Source organism: Sporomusa intestinalis, assembly GCF_055383785.1.
The window spans coordinates 4,851,716-4,868,383 of the sequence record NZ_AP042390.1 but is presented as its reverse complement, the minus strand read 5'-3'; the positions used below and the strand labels follow the sequence as shown (position 1 = coordinate 4,868,383).

16 protein-coding genes and 1 other annotated feature are annotated in these 16,668 nt (G+C 54.0%); of the genes, 14 read left to right on the top strand and 2 right to left on the bottom strand.

Annotated features, from left to right (window positions below; all coding sequences use genetic code 11):
* From ACZ481_RS22615 to ACZ481_RS22595, 5 genes are read left to right on the top strand one after another with little or no spacing between them, the layout of a single operon-like run.
* Positions 1-1,437 carry an aldehyde dehydrogenase family protein gene (locus ACZ481_RS22615; protein ID WP_464767594.1) on the top strand — a complete coding sequence of 479 codons (1,437 nt, stop codon included), beginning with the start codon at positions 1-3 and terminating at the stop codon, positions 1,435-1,437.
* Between the two features lie 30 nt (positions 1,438-1,467).
* Positions 1,468-2,799 carry a 4Fe-4S dicluster domain-containing protein gene (locus ACZ481_RS22610; protein ID WP_464767593.1) on the top strand — a complete coding sequence of 444 codons (1,332 nt, stop codon included), beginning with the start codon at positions 1,468-1,470 and terminating at the stop codon, positions 2,797-2,799.
* Between the two features lie 18 nt (positions 2,800-2,817).
* On the top strand, positions 2,818-3,369 hold the full coding sequence (locus ACZ481_RS22605) for a BMC domain-containing protein (protein WP_464767592.1): 552 nt from the start codon (positions 2,818-2,820) through the stop codon (positions 3,367-3,369).
* A gap of 34 nt (positions 3,370-3,403) precedes the next feature.
* Positions 3,404-4,174, top strand: a complete 771-nt coding sequence (locus ACZ481_RS22600; protein ID WP_464767591.1) for a DUF7973 family transport facilitator — start codon at positions 3,404-3,406, stop codon at positions 4,172-4,174.
* A 27-nt stretch (positions 4,175-4,201) separates the two neighbouring features.
* Entirely contained in the window at positions 4,202-4,375 is a 174-nt protein-coding gene (locus tag ACZ481_RS22595; protein ID WP_464767590.1) for a hypothetical protein, read from the top strand.
* Between the two features lie 126 nt (positions 4,376-4,501).
* On the opposite strand, the gene ACZ481_RS22590 is transcribed toward ACZ481_RS22595, so the two are convergent.
* The gene (locus tag ACZ481_RS22590; RefSeq protein WP_464767589.1) at positions 4,502-5,491 is read right to left on the bottom strand and encodes an asparaginase; all 990 of its coding nucleotides are present in this window, start codon (positions 5,489-5,491) and stop codon (positions 4,502-4,504) included.
* A gap of 329 nt (positions 5,492-5,820) precedes the next feature.
* Here ACZ481_RS22590 and ACZ481_RS22585 point away from each other — a divergent pair, with 329 nt between their 5' ends.
* Positions 5,821-6,678 carry a YitT family protein gene (locus ACZ481_RS22585; RefSeq protein ID WP_464767588.1) on the top strand — a complete coding sequence of 286 codons (858 nt, stop codon included), beginning with the start codon at positions 5,821-5,823 and terminating at the stop codon, positions 6,676-6,678.
* 97 nt (positions 6,679-6,775) lie between these two features.
* Here ACZ481_RS22585 and ACZ481_RS22580 read toward each other — a convergent pair whose 3' ends face one another.
* Entirely contained in the window at positions 6,776-7,546 is a 771-nt protein-coding gene (locus ACZ481_RS22580) for an exodeoxyribonuclease III (RefSeq protein WP_464767587.1), read from the bottom strand.
* 239 nt (positions 7,547-7,785) lie between these two features.
* Here ACZ481_RS22580 and ACZ481_RS22575 point away from each other — a divergent pair, with 239 nt between their 5' ends.
* The 8 genes from ACZ481_RS22575 to ACZ481_RS22540 all read left to right on the top strand — a co-directional run bounded on the left by ACZ481_RS22575 (position 7,786) and on the right by ACZ481_RS22540 (position 16,667).
* Positions 7,786-8,127 (top strand): DUF3870 domain-containing protein, encoded by a 342-nt coding sequence (locus ACZ481_RS22575; protein WP_464767586.1) that lies wholly within the window; start codon positions 7,786-7,788, stop codon positions 8,125-8,127.
* A gap of 228 nt (positions 8,128-8,355) precedes the next feature.
* On the top strand, positions 8,356-9,447 hold the full coding sequence (locus ACZ481_RS22570) for a mandelate racemase/muconate lactonizing enzyme family protein (RefSeq protein WP_464767585.1): 1,092 nt from the start codon (positions 8,356-8,358) through the stop codon (positions 9,445-9,447).
* A 74-nt stretch (positions 9,448-9,521) separates the two neighbouring features.
* Positions 9,522-10,883, top strand: coding sequence for a C4-dicarboxylate transporter DcuC (gene dcuC / locus ACZ481_RS22565; RefSeq protein ID WP_464767584.1), 1,362 nt, complete (start codon positions 9,522-9,524; stop codon positions 10,881-10,883).
* A gap of 605 nt (positions 10,884-11,488) precedes the next feature.
* Complete coding sequence (rocF, locus tag ACZ481_RS22560; RefSeq protein WP_464767583.1) at positions 11,489-12,400, top strand: arginase; 912 nt, start codon at positions 11,489-11,491, stop codon at positions 12,398-12,400.
* Positions 12,401-12,543: 143 nt separating this feature from the next.
* Positions 12,544-13,473, top strand: coding sequence for a DMT family transporter (locus ACZ481_RS22555; RefSeq protein ID WP_464767582.1), 930 nt, complete (start codon positions 12,544-12,546; stop codon positions 13,471-13,473).
* A gap of 135 nt (positions 13,474-13,608) precedes the next feature.
* Positions 13,609-13,834: a binding site (T-box leader), on the top strand.
* A 46-nt stretch (positions 13,835-13,880) separates the two neighbouring features.
* Positions 13,881-15,125 (top strand): threonine ammonia-lyase, encoded by a 1,245-nt coding sequence (gene ilvA, locus ACZ481_RS22550; protein WP_464767581.1) that lies wholly within the window; start codon positions 13,881-13,883, stop codon positions 15,123-15,125.
* A gap of 250 nt (positions 15,126-15,375) precedes the next feature.
* Positions 15,376-15,654, top strand: a complete 279-nt coding sequence (locus tag ACZ481_RS22545) for a helix-turn-helix domain-containing protein (RefSeq protein ID WP_464767580.1) — start codon at positions 15,376-15,378, stop codon at positions 15,652-15,654.
* Between the two features lie 116 nt (positions 15,655-15,770).
* Positions 15,771-16,667 (top strand): LysR family transcriptional regulator, encoded by an 897-nt coding sequence (locus tag ACZ481_RS22540; protein WP_464767579.1) that lies wholly within the window; start codon positions 15,771-15,773, stop codon positions 16,665-16,667.
* Position 16,668 lies beyond the last annotated feature (1 nt).

Sequence of the window (16,668 nt, the reverse complement as noted above, 5' to 3'; positions counted from 1 at the left end):
ATGACTATTGACCAGCATCTCATTGCCCGGATAACGGCCGAAGTGATGGCCCGAATGCAGCAGCAAGGCCGGCCGGACTCAGGCGGCAGCGGGATTTTTGCCACAATTGACGAGGCCGTGGCTGCCGCTTATGCCGCCCAAAAGCAGTTGCGGAGACTAACCGTTGAAAGGCGGGAAGCACTGATCGGCGCCATGCGGGAGGCTGCCTATGGCAGTGCCGCCCAGCTGGCGGAGATGGCCGTAAAAGAATCAGGCATGGGCCGGGTAGCCGACAAGGTGTTAAAGAATCAACTGGCGGCCCGCAACACGCCGGGGACGGAGGATTTGCGCACCGAGGCCTGGAGCGGCGACACCGGACTTACCCTGATTGAGATGGGGCCCTTTGGCGTGATCGGGGCGATAACCCCCACGACCAATCCGTCGGAGACTGTTATCTCCAATGCCATTGGTATGATTGCCGCCGGCAACTCTGTTGTGTTCAGCCCTCATCCAACGGCCAAAAACACATCACTGACCACCATTACACTGTTAAATGAGGCAGTCAGCAAAGCCGGCGGCCCGGCCAATCTGCTAACAGCAGTGGCAGAACCGTCGCTGGAGGCCACCAATGCCATGATGCGGCATCCCCAGATTAGCATGCTGGTCGCAACCGGCGGCCCGGCGGTGGTAAAAGCCGTCATGTCCTCCGGCAAAAAAGCGATTGGCGCCGGGGCCGGCAATCCGCCGGTGGTTGTCGACGAAAGCGCCAATATTGAGCGGGCGGCCAGGGATATTATTGCCGGCTGCTCCTTTGACAACAATCTGCCCTGTATTGCCGAAAAAGAAGCGATTGTGGTCAGCAGCGTCGCTGACCGGCTGATTACCTTCATGCAAAAATACGGCGGTTATTTACTCTCCGGCCAGGATATCGAACGGCTGGAGCGGGTGATTTTAACAGAGAAGGAAGAGCTGGCGGCCGGCGGCTGCACCGACAGGCCAAAAAAGACCTATGCCGTCAATAAGAAATTTGTCGGTAAGGATGCCAAGTATATTGTCAAGCAAATCGGGATCGACGTGCCTGATGATATCCGGGTCATCCTGTGCGAAACGTCAGCCGATCATCCCTTTGTCCTGGAGGAGCTGATGATGCCGGTACTGCCGGTGATCCGGGTGCGAAATGTGGAGGAAGCGATCCAGCTGGCCGTCAGTGTTGAGCATGGCAACCGCCATACTGCGGTTATGCATTCTCAGAGCGTGGATAATCTGACCCGGTTTGCCAAAGCGGTGGAAACCACCATCTTTGTAAAAAATGCCCCGTCCTATGCCGGTATTGGCGTCGGCGGCGAGGGCTTTACCACCTTTACCATTGCCGGACCTACCGGCGAGGGGCTGACGTCGGCCCGCAGCTTTACCCGCCAGCGCCGCTGCGTCCTCGTCGATGCCCTGTCAATCATATGAGCGGTCAGCTAGCGGGAGGCGGGTGCGGTCATGCGTGACAAAATTGTCGCTGCCGTCAGGGCAGCCGGGGTCGTCGGCGCCGGCGGCGCCGGATTTCCAACCCATGTAAAAATTAACGCCGCCGCCGATAGCATTATTGTCAATGGCGCCGAGTGCGAGCCGCTGCTCAGGGCCCACCAGAATATTATGGCCAGTGAAAGCACGCAGCTTATTTTAGGGCTGCAAACCGTAATGGTGGCCACTGGCGCCAGGCGCGGCTATATCGGGCTGAAGCGCAAGTATGAGGCGGCAACCGCTGAACTTAAGGCCAGGCTGCAGCAGATGAAGGCCGCGAACATTGAATTGTTTTTTGTGCCTGATATGTATCCGGCCGGTGATGAGCAGGTGCTGGTGTATGAAGTTACCGGCCGGATTGTGCCGGAGGGCGGGATCCCCCTGCAGGTTGGGGTTATTGTCGCCAATGTGGAAACCCTGGTTAATGTGGCCCGGGCTTTAGAAGGACGGCCTGTGACCGAGAAATATGTTACGGTTACAGGCGCGGTTAGGCAGCCGCTTACAGTAAGAGTGCCGGTCGGGATGGCCATGGCCGAGGTGATTCAGCTGGCCGGCGGCGCGGTGGAAAGGGACTTTGCGATCATTGACGGCGGACCGATGATGGGCAGGCTCGTTGCCGCCGACGCCGTTGTTACCAAAACCACCGGCGGCATCATTTTATTGCCTGCCGCCCACTCCCTGGTGATCCAGAAAAGAACACCCTGGCCTGTGATTGCCAACAGGGCCAAAGCCGTGTGCTGCAACTGCCGGGCCTGCACGGATGTGTGCCCCCGCTATCTGCTGGGCCACAGGCTGGAGCCCCACCGGATTATGCAGGCCATCGGCAGCGGTCAGATGAATGAGACCGAGGTGCTGACCAAAGCTTTTCTCTGCTCGGAATGCGGGGCCTGTGAGACCTATGGCTGTACGATGGGCTTGTCGCCCCGGCGGGTTAACGCTGAGCTTAAACAGCAGTTTGGCAAAGCCGGCATTAAAAATCCCAATGCCCTGCAACCGCAGAGCCCGCACCGGGGGCGGGAAAACCGGCGGATCCCCACCAAACGGCTGCTGTACCGTCTGGGGCTGGCCCAGTATGATGTCCAAGCGCCTCTCAGCCCGCAACCGGTAACGGCCACCCAGGTAAAACTCTTATTGTCGCAGCATATCGGGGCGCCGGCGCAGCCGGTGGTCGAGGTGGGGGCCAGGGTCAGCAAAGGGGACCTAATCGCGGACATTCCGGCCGGCGCCGGCCTCGGGGCTGCCCTGCATGCCAGCATTGCCGGGCAAGTATATACGATTGATTCCTGGATTGGGATTCGTACAGTGTAACAGTCAGGGAGGATAAAGATGAAACGTGCGATTGGAATTATGGAAATCAAGAATATCGCCAAAGGCTTTTTAGTCGCCGATGCCATGCTCAAGGCAGCCAACGTGGAAATGATTATGGCGAATTCGTTATGCCCCGGCAAATATATTATCATGATAGCCGGTGATGTCGGCGGCGTGCAGAATGCCGTCCGCAGCGGCCGTGCCGCCGGCGGTTCGGAAAACATTGTCGATGAAACGGTGCTGCCCAATATACATAACGATATCTTTAAGGCTTTATCAGGCAGCACCGATGTGAAGCAGATCCGCTCGCTGGGGATTATTGAAACCTATTCAGTGGCATCCGCCATTGTTGCCGCCGATACAGCGGCCAAAGCCGCTGCCATTGAGCTGCTGGAAGTACGGCTGGCCCGGGGAATGGGGGGGAAGGCGGTCGTTTCCCTGACCGGCGAGGTGGGGGCGGTTAATTCGGCCGTCCGGGCCGGGGTCAATGCGATTCAGGAGCATGGTTTCCTGGTGGATCATCTGGTGCTCGCCGCTCCGCATCAAGCCCTGCATAATGCTTTATTTTAACCGGCTGCATACTTACCAAAGGAGCTGAGACTGCGTGTTTTCTGTATTTGAACTAGCGGCGGCATTTGGCGGCGGGATTTTTGGCGCGGCAATCGGCGCCCTGCCGGCATTTATTATGGCCGGCATACTTGTGTTAGCCGGCATGACCGATATGGCCTTTGGCCCCTATTTTGGCCCCCACATTGCTTTTGCCGGCGGGGTGGCGGCAACGGCGCTGGCCGGGAAACGCGGCCTGGATGCCGGCAACAATATCCTCCTGCCGCTGGCGAAGCTTAATGATGGCTTTATCCTGCTGGTCGGCGGCATCTTTGGGGCTGCCGGGCTGGTTGTCCAGAAACTGCTGGCCGGTATCGGCACACCTACCGACACGGTGGCCCTGACGGTGGTCCTGTCGGGCATTGTTGCCCGGCTTGCTTTCGGCAATGGCCGGCTCTTCAGCGGCTATGCCCTGCCTGACAGCAGGACTGCCGTTTTTCTGCTGGTTTTAGGCCTCGGTGTCGGCCTGATCTCCGGTTATGCCTCACTTGTCACTAACAATGCGGTCATTGGGTTCGGGGTTGCCGCAACGAGCCTGATCTTTCTCCAGTTTATGGGCGTGGGGCCGGTAAGCCACCATCTGGCGCTGCCGGCAGCGCTGGCGGCTATGGCGACAGGCAGCGTCTGGGCCGGTGGCTTATTCGGGATAGTGGGGGCTTTGCTGGGTGATTTTTTTGGTAAAGTCATGAACAGCGGCGACACCCATATTGATCCGCCGGCGCTGACAATTGCCCTGCTGACTTTGTTTGTTACCCTGTTTATGGCGTAAATCAGGAAAATTTTAAGGAGGGATGTTATGACTCAATATCATGTGAACGCTGCAGGCGATACCGTGGACGGTTTTAAATGTACGGCCTGCGGCCATATCTGGGCGCCAAAGGACACTAAATTTGACAAATGCCCTGCTTGCGGCTATGCCTGTAATCCCTATTCCTGCCAGATACGGCCTGCCCCCAAAAAAGAAGACTAGAAAAATGCCCTGGACTTACAAAAACGTAAATCCAGGGCATTTTGTAATGCGGTCTATGTATAAAATTTACTGTCAGGCCGCCAAGGGGAGGAGGCTGTATCCTCTAAGCTAGAGCGGCCGTACCTGTCAATAAGTCCAGAACATGTTTTGAATTTCGGCCGGGTTTGTGGTCTTCATTAAGGCGAGCATCAAGAGGATGCGGGCTTTTTGCGGGCTAAGGGTATCGGCCACGACAAAGTCAGCCTGCCCGTCAGCCTGGGCCCCGCTGCGGGTGACGACCCCGTTGCAAACCCGGGTGCCGCGCACCACGACAATTCCCTGCCGCTGCATATTGCCCAGGACCTGGCGCATGTGCCGCGACAGATTGCCGTTGCCGAGGCCGGCATAGACAAGGCCCCGGGCGCCGGCAGCCACCGCCGCCTGGGCCAGGGTGCCATTATCATTGACATGCCCGTAGAGGATAGCAACCTGGGGCAGTTCGGTTAGGCCGGTAATGTCAAATTCAGTCAGATAGGTATGCTTGCGGGTTGGCATGCGGTAAAAATGCGGCTTATTATCGATGATATAGCCCAGATAACCAAGCTCAGGCGCTTTGAAGGCATCCTGGAGCGAGGTGTTGGTTTTGGTGACATCGCGGCTGCTGTTAATCGTATCATTCAGGGTGACAAGCACCCCTTTATCCCAGGCCGCAGGGCTTGCTGCCAGGACGATGGCATTATACAAATTCATGGGACCGTCAGGGCTTATGGCTGTGGACGGGCGCATCGCGCCGACCAGGACCACCGGCTTGGGGCTTTTGACGACAAGATTGAGAAAATAAGCGGTCTCTTCCAGGGTATCTGTACCATGGGTGACAACAACCCCGTCCACAGCCGGCAGCTGCAACAGGGTATTGAGACGGCTGGCCAGCTGCAGCCAGAGGCCGTGGTCCATATCGGCACTGTCTATTTGCGCCAGCTGCTCGCTGGCGACAGCCGCTATACCCGGCAGCGAGCCAATGTCCTGCAGCAGCTCCTCAATGGGCACCACGGCCGGCTGATAGCCGGCTGTGCCGGCGGGAAAGGAAGACACCCCGGCAATGGTTCCCCCGGTGGCAAGGACGGTTATATTTTTCATACCCTCACCCTTTACTTGAATTATTTATTTTTATAATAATACCATATAAATGCAACTGGCTGTTTATGGCGGCCTAACGGTATGGGTTTGTCCACTATTTATGATTTCTGCGGCGAATTCCCGGCAGATGTCCGTGTAAACAGGAGAAAAGCGCCGGCGGCGTAGCCGGCTTGTAAGCGAATCCTTATGGAAAATACAAATGCTTCACTTGAATGGACGGCTTGCGGTAGGCGCCTGATTTTATTGTGGAAAATGGGCAGGAGATGGCATAATTCGTGAAGAAGTTAACTAGTTATAGTAGGAGAACCAATACTGGGGGTTATCTATACATGCCAAAAAAACATCAAAAAATGAGGCTGGTCCAAAAGTACGCCATGCTGTTCCTGGGGACCATGATAACAGCAGTGGGACTGGAGATTTTTCTTGTTCCCAACAATATTATTGACGGCGGCGTTGTCGGGTTGTCGATTATGGCCAGTTATGTAACAGGCCTGCCATTAGGCCTGTTTCTGGTGCTGCTCAATCTGCCTTTCCTCTACCTGGGCTATGCCCAGATTGGCAAAACGTTTGCCTTGTCGACAATGTTCTCGATTATGTCCTTAGCCTACTGGGTATCGGTTCTGCAACCCATACCGGGCTTAACCCATGACTTATTTCTGGCGGCCGTCTTTGGCGGAATTATCATCGGCGTGGGCGTCGGCCTGATTATACGCTACGGCGGCTCGCTGGACGGAACGGAGATTGTAGCGATTATTATGGATAAGCGCACCAGCTTTTCTGTGGGCGAATGTATCATGTTCATGAATCTGTTTATTCTCACCAGTGCCGGACTCATCTTTACCTGGGATAAGGCCATGTATTCACTGGTCGCTTATTTTGTCGCTTTCAAGGTCATTGACACCGTCATTGAAGGCCTGGATGAGTCGAAGGCGGTCATGATTGTAGCGGACAGGCCGGAGCAGATTGCCGCTGCCCTGATGGCCCGTTTAGGCAGGGGGGTCACAGTCCTGCATGGTGAGGGCGGATATACGAAAGAGCGCAAGGATGTTTTGTATTCTGTCGTCACCAGGCTGGAAATGGCTAAGCTGAAGTCTATTATTGACGAGATTGAGGAGGGGGCCTTTGTTACAATTAATGACGTCCATGAGGTAATGGGCGGCAGGTTTAAGAAAAAGGCAATCCACTAGCCGTATAAAAGGTACTGGGCCGAAACACTGGTTTCGGCCCGGTACCTTTTTTCCGTTTGCCTGTAAGCCCGGGCGGCCTGGTGCCTTTACCTGATGCTTATTGCGCCGGCAGGGGCGGTTTTAGCTCCAGGCCGACAGGACAATGGTCACTGCCCATAATGTCCGGATAGATATGGGCCTCGCCAATCGAATCCCTCAGCCTGTCGGACACGATAAAATAATCAATGCGCCAGCCAATGTTGCGGGCTCTGGCATTCATCATATAGGACCACCAGGTATAAGCATCGCTTGTATCCGGGTATAAGGCCCGGAACGAGTCGGTAAAGCCGGACGCCAGCAAGACCGTCATACAATTTCTTTCTTCGTCGGTAAAGCCGGCGTTTTTCCGGTTGGCCTTGGGGTTCTTGATGTCGATTTCCTCGTGGGCCACATTGAGGTCTCCGCACAGTATGACCGGCTTGGTTTTGTCAAGCTGCAGGAGATAACTTCTGAAATCATTTTCCCAGCGGAGGCGGTATTCCAGCCGCAGCAGCCCGCGCTGGGAATTAGGGGTATAGACATTAACCAGATAGAAGCGGTCAAACTCCAGGGTGATGAGCCGGCCTTCCCGGTCATGCTCTTCGATACCCAGGCCGCAGGTAACGGTCAGCGGTTTTAGCCGGGTAAAAACCGCAGTGCCTGAATAGCCTTTTTTATCCGCGCTGTTCCAGTATTGCTCATAACCGGGCAGGACCAGCTCCGACTGGTCCTGCTGCATTTTCGTCTCTTGGATACAAAAAATATCGGCGCCGGCGCCGGCGAAAAACTCGCCAAAGCCCTTACCCAGGCAGGCTCTCAGCCCATTTACATTCCAGGAAATGAATTTCATAACAGCCTCTTTCTTTCCAGTTATTTGTGTGGATGATTATATTCCCGGTAAAGCAGCCGATTTCCTGCTTGGCGTATTATGGCAGCGTCTGAGGCGGGCGGGGTGGCGTTATTTGGCAATCCCTGCGGACCGGAGTCGATAATTATTGAAATATTGAAAATCTGCGGAGCCGCGAAAGGAAAACAGGTATTTTTCGCGAATAGTACAACAAGTTCCATTAACACGAAACGGGAGAGCGTATGTTTGCGGATAATACCATCTATATAGTCGGTAATGCCAAGTCTCAGCAGAATAATCCGATTACTCACCATTACGGCCAGTTTTTTATTGGTTTTGTGGTGGAACGGGAAACCGGCAGGATTGTGGCCTGCGGCAGTTCGGCGACAGTAGCCACCACCGCCGAGTTTATCTGCAGCTTATTTGTCGGCAAAAGTATGCGCGACGAGTTCGACCTTATCAGGCAGCAGGTGGAAACCCGTTATTTCGGCTCATCCCAAAAAGCGATTTTAGTTGCCTACAAAGACGCGCAAAAAAAGTTTTTCCGCATCATGAATGGCATGCCCCTTGATTTAAACGACTGAAAACCGATAATCGCTGCTTTGTTTACCGTACGCCTGTTTATGACCGCCGGCGCAGACGTAAACAAAATCCAGCATAATCAGCCTTCTGCAGCTAGAAGGTTGATTATGCTGGATTTTTTCATTCTTATCCTGCCGGGCAGCAAGGTTTTTGCCAATGAACAGCAGGACTGTTTATGAGGTTAAGCTACATATAATTAATGAGAGCAATGAGAGGAGCAGGTTTATAACATGAAGATTAGGGCGATTAAAATTGGCAAAGTGAGCATTCCCCTGAAAAAACCCTTTAAAACCGCCTTGCGGGAGGTGCATTCGGCCGAGGATATTGTCATCAAGGTGATTGCCGACACCGGCGAAATCGGTTTTGGCAATGCTCCGCCCACGGCTGTGATTACCGGTGACAGCCAGGATTCCATCATCGCCGCCATCCGCGATACTATCGGCCCGAAATTAATCGGGATGGATATTGATAATCTGGAAGGCATTATGACCACAATCGACACGGCGATGCTGCACAACAGCTCGGCTAAAGCGGCCCTGGACATTGCCGCTTATGATTTGTTTGGCAAATGCCATGGCCTGCCGCTGTATAAACTGCTGGGGGGTTACCGGCAGGACATAACCACTGATTTGACGATCAGCATCAACGACCCGGAAGAAATGGTGCAGGACTCGCTGGCGGCGGTGGCGGCAGGCTATACGGAGCTGAAACTGAAAGTCGGCACCGATGCGGCCCTGGATATCAAACGGGTGCAGGCCATCCGGGCCGCGGTTGGCAGTACCGTCAAGATCCGGCTGGATGCCAATCAGGGGTGGAGTCCGAAAGAAGCTGTCCGGACCATCCGCAAATTTGAGGATCTGGGGTTGGCGATCGAGTTGATTGAACAGCCGGTTCCGGCCCATGATTTTGCCGGGCTCAAATATGTCACCGACCAGGTCGAAACCGATATCATGGCCGACGAATCAGCCTTTGGCGCCTATGAGGTATTTCAGTTGCTGGCTATGCGGGCCTGCGACCTGATTAACATTAAGCTGATGAAAGCCGGTGGCCTGCATAATGCCGTTAAAATCGCCCATTTGGCCGAAACTATGGGCATTCAGTGCATGATGGGCTGTATGCTGGAAAGCAAAGTGGGCATTACGGCGGCGGCCAGCCTGACGGCCGGTAAGAAGATTATCAGCAAAGCAGATCTGGATGCGGCTGTGCTGCTGGCCGAGGACCCGGTAGCCGGCGGCGTAAGCTTTTCCCAAAACCGGCTGCTTATTCCGGATGCGCCAGGCTTAGGCATTACCGACGTGCAAGGCTGGCAGGAGATCAAGTAAGACAAGAATAAAGGGGGTGTTAGCCTAAGGGAGGCTTGGTTCGTCTAGCATTACAAAAAAATGGAGGTAAAGAAGTGGGTATTATTATTTCATTACTTGTGACTTTTTGGGTAGGTTATCTGATCGTAAAAAAATATAAACCCCAGCCGGTGCTGTTTATGGCCGGGCTTATTCTCATGTTCGCAGCGGTAGCCCTGGGCCTTGGCAAGATTTTGCCGGTCAAAGACAGCACCGGGTCGGTGCTGTTTGACGCTTTTGAGTTTATTAAGCAGACAATGAGCTCCCGGGCCGCCGGACTGGGCCTGAACATCATGGCTGTAGGCGGCTTTGCCCGCTATATGGACCATATTGGAGCCAGCAAGGCGCTGGTTAAACTGACAATAAGACCACTGCTGGCGCTGCGTTCCCCTTATCTGGTCATGGCCGGCGCCTGGGTACTGGGCATGTTTTTAGGTTTGTGCATTAACAGTGCCTCCGGCCTGGCTATGCTGCTGATGGTCACCGTGTTCCCGGTGTTAATCAGCTTAGGGGTCAGCCGTCTGTCCGCCACGGCAGTAATTGCCACCACCCTTTGCCTGGACTGGAGTCCCAGCGACACCGGCACGATCCTGTCGGCCACAACGGCCGGGATCGACCCTGTCCTGTACTGGACCAATTATCAGATTCCCATTGCCATTGCGGTCATCCCCGTTGTGGCCGTTCTTCACTATGTAACCCAGAAATGGTTTGATAAACGCGACGGCCATGTAGTCAAGGCGACAGAGTTAGTGGCGGAAGAGGCCGACGCCAATCTGCCGCCGAAGATCTACGCCATACTGCCGGCTTTGCCGTTAGTCCTGATTCTGGCTTTTAGCAGCCTGTGGATTACCTGGATTAAGATGGATATTATCAAAGCCATGTTTATCGGCGTGGCTATTGGCATGATCTTTGAATATATCCGTTGCCGGGACGGGAAAAAGGTTTTTGCCGATATCCAGTCGTTTTTTGACGGCCTGGGCCTGCAGATGGCCAATGTAATCACCCTGATTGTGGCGGGTGAAACCTTTGCCAAAGGCCTTATGACGATCGGTACAATTGACGCCATCATCGCCTCCGCCCAGTCCTCCGGTTTTGGGGCGGCAGGCATGATTCTGGTCATGGTCGGCATTATCGCTGTTGCTTCTGTTGTTATGGGCTCAGGCAATGCGCCGTTTTTCGCCTTTGCCGCCTTAACCCCCACGGTTGCCGCCAAGATGTCGGTCGCCCCGGTGGTTATGCTGCTGCCCATGCACTTTGCGGCCAGCGCGGCCCGGGCGATATCGCCGATTACTGCCGTAATTGTAGTCTCCTCCAGCATGGGCGGCGTCTCGCCGTTTGATGTTGTCAAACGGACGGCCATCCCCATGATCGGGGCCTTGCTGGTGATTATCGTCGCTAATTTCGTATTATTTTATTAGCACCATTCCGGGCTAATCCGGTCAGCCCCGGCGCTGTAAGTTTTACGAGGTGCAGGTCCTTATAAACCAAGGGGGCCAGGGGCAATGCCCGGCTTGAGCAAAGAGACGGCAACCCCTGAGCCCCGGTAACCCCCCGGCCATTGCCGGCAAAAGCGTTCCGCAGGAGAAAAGGCGGGCGGTATTCCGTTAAAAAATCCGTACTGTTGGCGCAGAGCGAGTTGCGGATTTTAGGAATAGCGCCCGCCTTTTCAGCTTTTGGTAGACCTTTTGTTACTTTTGAGGCAATGCCAAAAGTAAGCCATCCCCTTGCTGTCCAAAATTAGCTGCTCTGTGCAAAGTCTAAGACCGCGCCGGCCGTTCCCGCTAATCCCGGATCAGTCTTGAAGCAGGGCCAGGCTAATGGTATAATTTTTTCATAAAATTACCACACGGATATATAATGGCCGTTTTATCATGAAAGCCGGCAATACAGAGCATAATGAGTATGAATTAGAGTGTTGCCAGCAGGTTGCCGCTGCAGCCGCAATGGCTGCCGGCCGTTTTTTCCCATCAGCGTTGTAATATATGCTTGCTGGATACTAAACCTGAAGGAAAGGGGATACCCTATGCAGCCCACTATCAATAACCTGATTTCCCTTATCGGCGTACCACTGGATTTGGGCGCCGACCGCCGGGGCGTCGACATGGGGCCGAGCGCCATCCGCTATGCCCGGGTACGGGAAAAGCTGGAGGAGCTCGGCTATGAAGTTGACGACCGAGGCGATATTGTCCCGAACAGGCCGGACGCGTGCCAGTTGGACGGGACCAACCTGAAATACCTGGATGAGATCGAGCGGGTCAATACGGAATTATGCCGGCAAGTGGCGGCGGAAATGGGCAAAGGGCGGTTTCCGCTGGTTCTGGGCGGCGATCACAGTATTGCTATCGGTACCCTGTCCGGGGTGCTCCAGCATAAAAAAAAACCGGGGGTTCTGTGGTTCGATGCCCATGGCGATATTAATACGGCCGAAACGTCACCTTCCGGCAATATTCATGGCATGCCGGTGGCGGTGAATTTTGGCCTGGGCCATGACCGGCTGACCGGTGTAGGCGGCCCCAAAGCCACACTGGACCCGCAGAAATTTGTCATGATCGGCGTGCGTGACCTGGACCGGGGCGAGAAGATTCTCCTGAAAGAGCTGGGGGTTACCGTCTACACCATGCACGAGGTGGATATGCTGGGGATGGCAAAGGTCATGGAAGCGGCGATCCGGATTGTCTCGACCGATACGGACGGCGTTCACGTCAGCTTTGATATGGATGTTATGGACCCGCTTCATGCCCCGGGGGTGGGTACTCCGGTATTCGGCGGTCTGACCTACCGGGAAAGCCATTTGGCCATGGAGTTGATTTCAGCGGCCAATATTGTGACAAGCGCCGAGTTTGTCGAGGTGAACACCGTGCTGGATCATCGCAATCAAACCGCGAAGGTCGCGGTGGCGCTGCTGGGCTCGCTGCTGGGCGCGCGGGTATTGTAAAACAGCGATGCCGGCAGAGAACAACGGGATTGCTGCAGAGCGCAGTCCTGTTTTCATTTCCGCCGGGAATTTGCTATAATTTTGGTATGCCCTACCGGCAGCCCGGCAAGTAACCGTACTGAACAGTAAAGGCAGGTTGGCATATGAAACAGGCAAGGCTAAACCAGATTATCGGGATTGGTTGTGTAAATTTGGCTACTTTATTCTGGGCCTCCAATATCGCTCTGGGACGGGTATTGAAAGATGCTATCGGCCCGGTTACGCTGTCCAGCGCCAGATTTCTTATCGCGTCACTCTTATTTGCGGCTATCCTCCGGCAACAACCGCCGGCAGAACGCAAGCTGGGCCGGGACTGGCGGCTGCTGGCGGCAATGGCCTTAACCGGCATCGTGCTTTTTTCCCCGCTGCTGTATTGGGGACTGCATTATACAACCGCCGTCAATAGTACGATTATTAATGGCTTGGCCCCGCTGCTGACCGGCCTCTTTGCCGCCTGGCTTATCAAAGAGCCCATGTCCAAACGGCAGATTGGCGGCGCCATACTGGCCTTAATCGGCGTATTGGTTTTGATCTCAGGCGGGTCCTTAGCCTTTTGGCAGACTGCGCAATTCAACAGGGGCGACCTAATTATCCTGCTGGCAGTTGCTGTCTGGGGCCTTTATTCTGTCATTAGCAGCAGGGTGATGCAATACCGTTCTTCCCTGGCGGCTACGGCTTTTTCCATATTTATCGGTTTGCCGGTGCTTTGCCTGCTGGCTATTGTGGAATGGCAAACGATTCCTGTTATGATTGACGTCAGCTTAATTCTGATTATTGTTTATTTAGGCATTGTGCCGGCCGCTGTCGGCTTTTACGCCTGGAATGCCGGCGTGGCCCGGCTTGGCGCGAGCGGCGCCATGGTTTTTTATAATACGCTGCCCCTGTATGGGGCCTTACTCGGCGCTTTATTTTTAGACGAAGCCATCGGCACCCCCCACATCCTCGGCGGTTTGTTTATTGTCAGCGGCGGTATTTGGGCAGCGCGTAAGCCGCCGGCTGTTGACAGGGAAAAGCTGGTTGCCGAAAAATTATGAGCCTTACCGGGCCGATAGTAACAATGACGATTGGTTTTTGCTATATTAAACACAAAATTAACACATAGTATAAATTAAATATAAACAATTGACATCTGGAAATAAACAATAGTATAATGTATACAAATTATACCGCTAATAGTAATGATGGAGATAGTAAGCCGGATGAAGGTTGGCAGAGAGTCGGCAGTTGGTGAAAGCCGGTAACAGGCATCAGGCAGAAAATCACTCCAGAACTGCATTTCCGAAATCCGAGTAAGAAATGCCGGGCCAGCCACGTTACACGGCTTAGGTTTGATTGAACCGAAGAGTGGCATTCGCATGCAAATAAGGTGGTAACGCGGGTATTCCCGTCCTTGAATAAATTCAAGGACGGGTTTTTTATTTACAGACAGGGAGTGGAGTGTATGGTCGCAACACATAAAGGGAGTTTTGAATTGCCTAACTCATCCATCACACTGGCCGACGTTTATCTGGCCGGGCAGCAGCTAAGCCCGATTTTACAAAAGACAGAGCTGATTCCAAGCCCTGCTTTCAGCCAGGAGTCGGGCAACCGGGTGTTTATCAAGCCGGAAAATCTGCAGGTAACCGGCGCCTTTAAAATCCGGGGCGCCTACTATAAAATCAGCAGATTAAGTGAAACTGAAAAAAACAAAGGCGTAATTGCCTCTTCCGCCGGCAATCATGCCCAGGGCGTCGGCTATGCCGCCAAACTGCTCGGAGTCCGGGCTACGGTGGTGATGCCGGCCACCACGCCGATTATAAAAGTGGAAGCCACCCGCAACCACGGCGCCCGGGTTGTTTTACACGGGAATAACTACGATGAGGCCTATCAGCGGGCCCGGGAACTGGAAGAAGAGCATGATTATGCGTTTATTCATCCCTTTGATGATCTGGATGTTATCGTGGGGCAAGGGACACTGGCCCTGGAGATTATGGCGGAGCTTGAGGCTGTTGACGAAATCCTGGTGCCGGTCGGGGGCGGCGGTTTGATCAGCGGGCTGGCCTTTGCCGCCAAGATGATAAAACCGGAGCTGCGGATTATTGGGGTGGAGCCTGAGGGGGCCGCCTGCATGAAGCAATCGTTCGACCGGAACCGGATCAGCACGCTGGACAAGGTGGATACCATGGCCGACGGGGCGGCGGTCAAAAAGCCGGGCAGTCTGACGTTCGCCTTCTGCCGGCAGTTCGTGGATGATATAATTACCGTTTCCGATTTTGATATCATTGATGCCATCCTGCTCCTGCTGGAGAAACACAAGCTGGTCGCTGAGGGCGCCGGTGTGCTGGCGCTGGCGGGGCTTAAAAAGCTGCAGGACAAAGACAAAAATATTGTCTGTCTGCTGAGTGGCGGCAATATTGATATCTCCACCCTTTCCGCAATTATCAGCAGGGCCCTGGTCGCCCGGGGCCGGTTGTTCTGTTTTACGGTAACGCTGCCGGATAAGCCCGGCGAATTGCTGCGGGTTGCTCAGATTCTGGCCGCAGTGCATGCTAATGTGATCAAGCTGGACCATAATCAGGCCAAGGTGATGGACCGTTTTCAACAGGCCCAGCTGGAGGTTACGGTCGAGACCAACGGCCATAGCCATGTGCAGGAGATTGAAGCGGCATTCGCCAGACAGGGGCTGGCAATCAGCAAGGTATATTAAAGCGGCTTTGCCAGGCCGGCTGCAGTCCCCGCCTGTGAACGAGGCTGAAACAGGCAGCATGAGCGAGATAATCTGAGAGCCATAAGGCCAATAGCCGGTAATGGCAGGCCAGCCTTCCCCTTGCACTGCCGTGGCCTTAATCAACACTTTCTTTTTGCTGCTGCTGCGAGTATAGTTAAGCAGAACGTATATCAACAAGGCCAAGAAACGCAGAGGTTGGGAAAAGGGCGGAGAATAAAGAGGGGACGATATGATCGGCGAAAGAATCCGGATTTTGCGTGAACGCTGCGGTCTGACGCGGGAAGAGCTGGCAGAGGCGATGGGAGTGTCGGCGGCGGCGATTGAACACTATGAAGCGGACCGCTGGCGCCCGGGACGCGGCCTTATCACCAAGATGGCGGTACTGCTCAAGGCCACAGTGCCGGAACTGGTGGGGGATTGTCTGGCTGTACAGGATGAGGACGGCAGTACCGTCTATATTAAAAATTTTGGCTGTGGCCGTTTTTGCGCCGTGGGCCGGACAAAATAGTTTTGTTTGCAGGACATAGTCCAGGCTGCAGAGAAAGTACCCATAACCTACTAACCGGTAGGTATATGGGTACTTTTTCCTTAACCCAGAAGCTGTTGGCGAGAGGGGCTGATTATTTGGAAATACGGCAATTAAAGACGTTTATCACGATTGTAAAACTGGGCAGCTTTTCCCAGGCAGCCCAGTTTCTGGGCTACACCCAGTCAACAGTCACTACCCATATTCAATTGCTGGAGAAAGAACTGGATACCGCGCTGTTCGAGCGGTTTGGGCATCAGCTTATGCTGACGACCGATGGGGAAAGGCTGTATGATTATGCAGAGCAGATCGCGAAACTGGCCGACGACGCCAAAAATGAATTTGAGAATTTTGAAGCGCCCCGCGGTCCTGTTGTCATCGGTATGCCTGAATCCTTGTGCATGTATTATTTAACTGATGTATTGAAAGAATATGCTTCATTATATCCAGATGTCGGCCTGAAGCTGAAACTGGGTATTGCCAGTGATTTCCGACCCTTGCTGAGGAAAAACACGATGGACCTGGCCTTTTTTCTGGAAAAGAATATTAAGGACGCCGATCTGGTCGGCCAGCTGCTCTGGCCGGAGCCGATCGTTATGGTGGCAGCGCCGCGGCACAGGCTTGCCAGGCAGAAAAAAGTAAGGGTCAAGGATTTGCAGGGGCAGACTTTTGTTTTTACCGATTCGGGCAGCAGTTACAGAATGGCATTGGAAGAGATCCTGGCTAAAAACGATGTGCAGGCCCGGACGGTGCTGGAAATAGGCCACATTCAAACTATTAAACAATTTGTCATTGCCAATCTGGGAATCGCAATCCTGCCGCTGATTGCCGTCAAACAGGAGATCGAAACTGGCTTGCTGGCCGCCTTGCCGTGGCAGGGAGCTGATCTTAAGACCTGCGCTTACCTCGTGTATCATAAAGACAAATGGCATTCCCACGCTATCCGGGCGTTTATCAAATTGGTTCAGGAAAGACTGCTTAAGGGAAAGGAGTGAT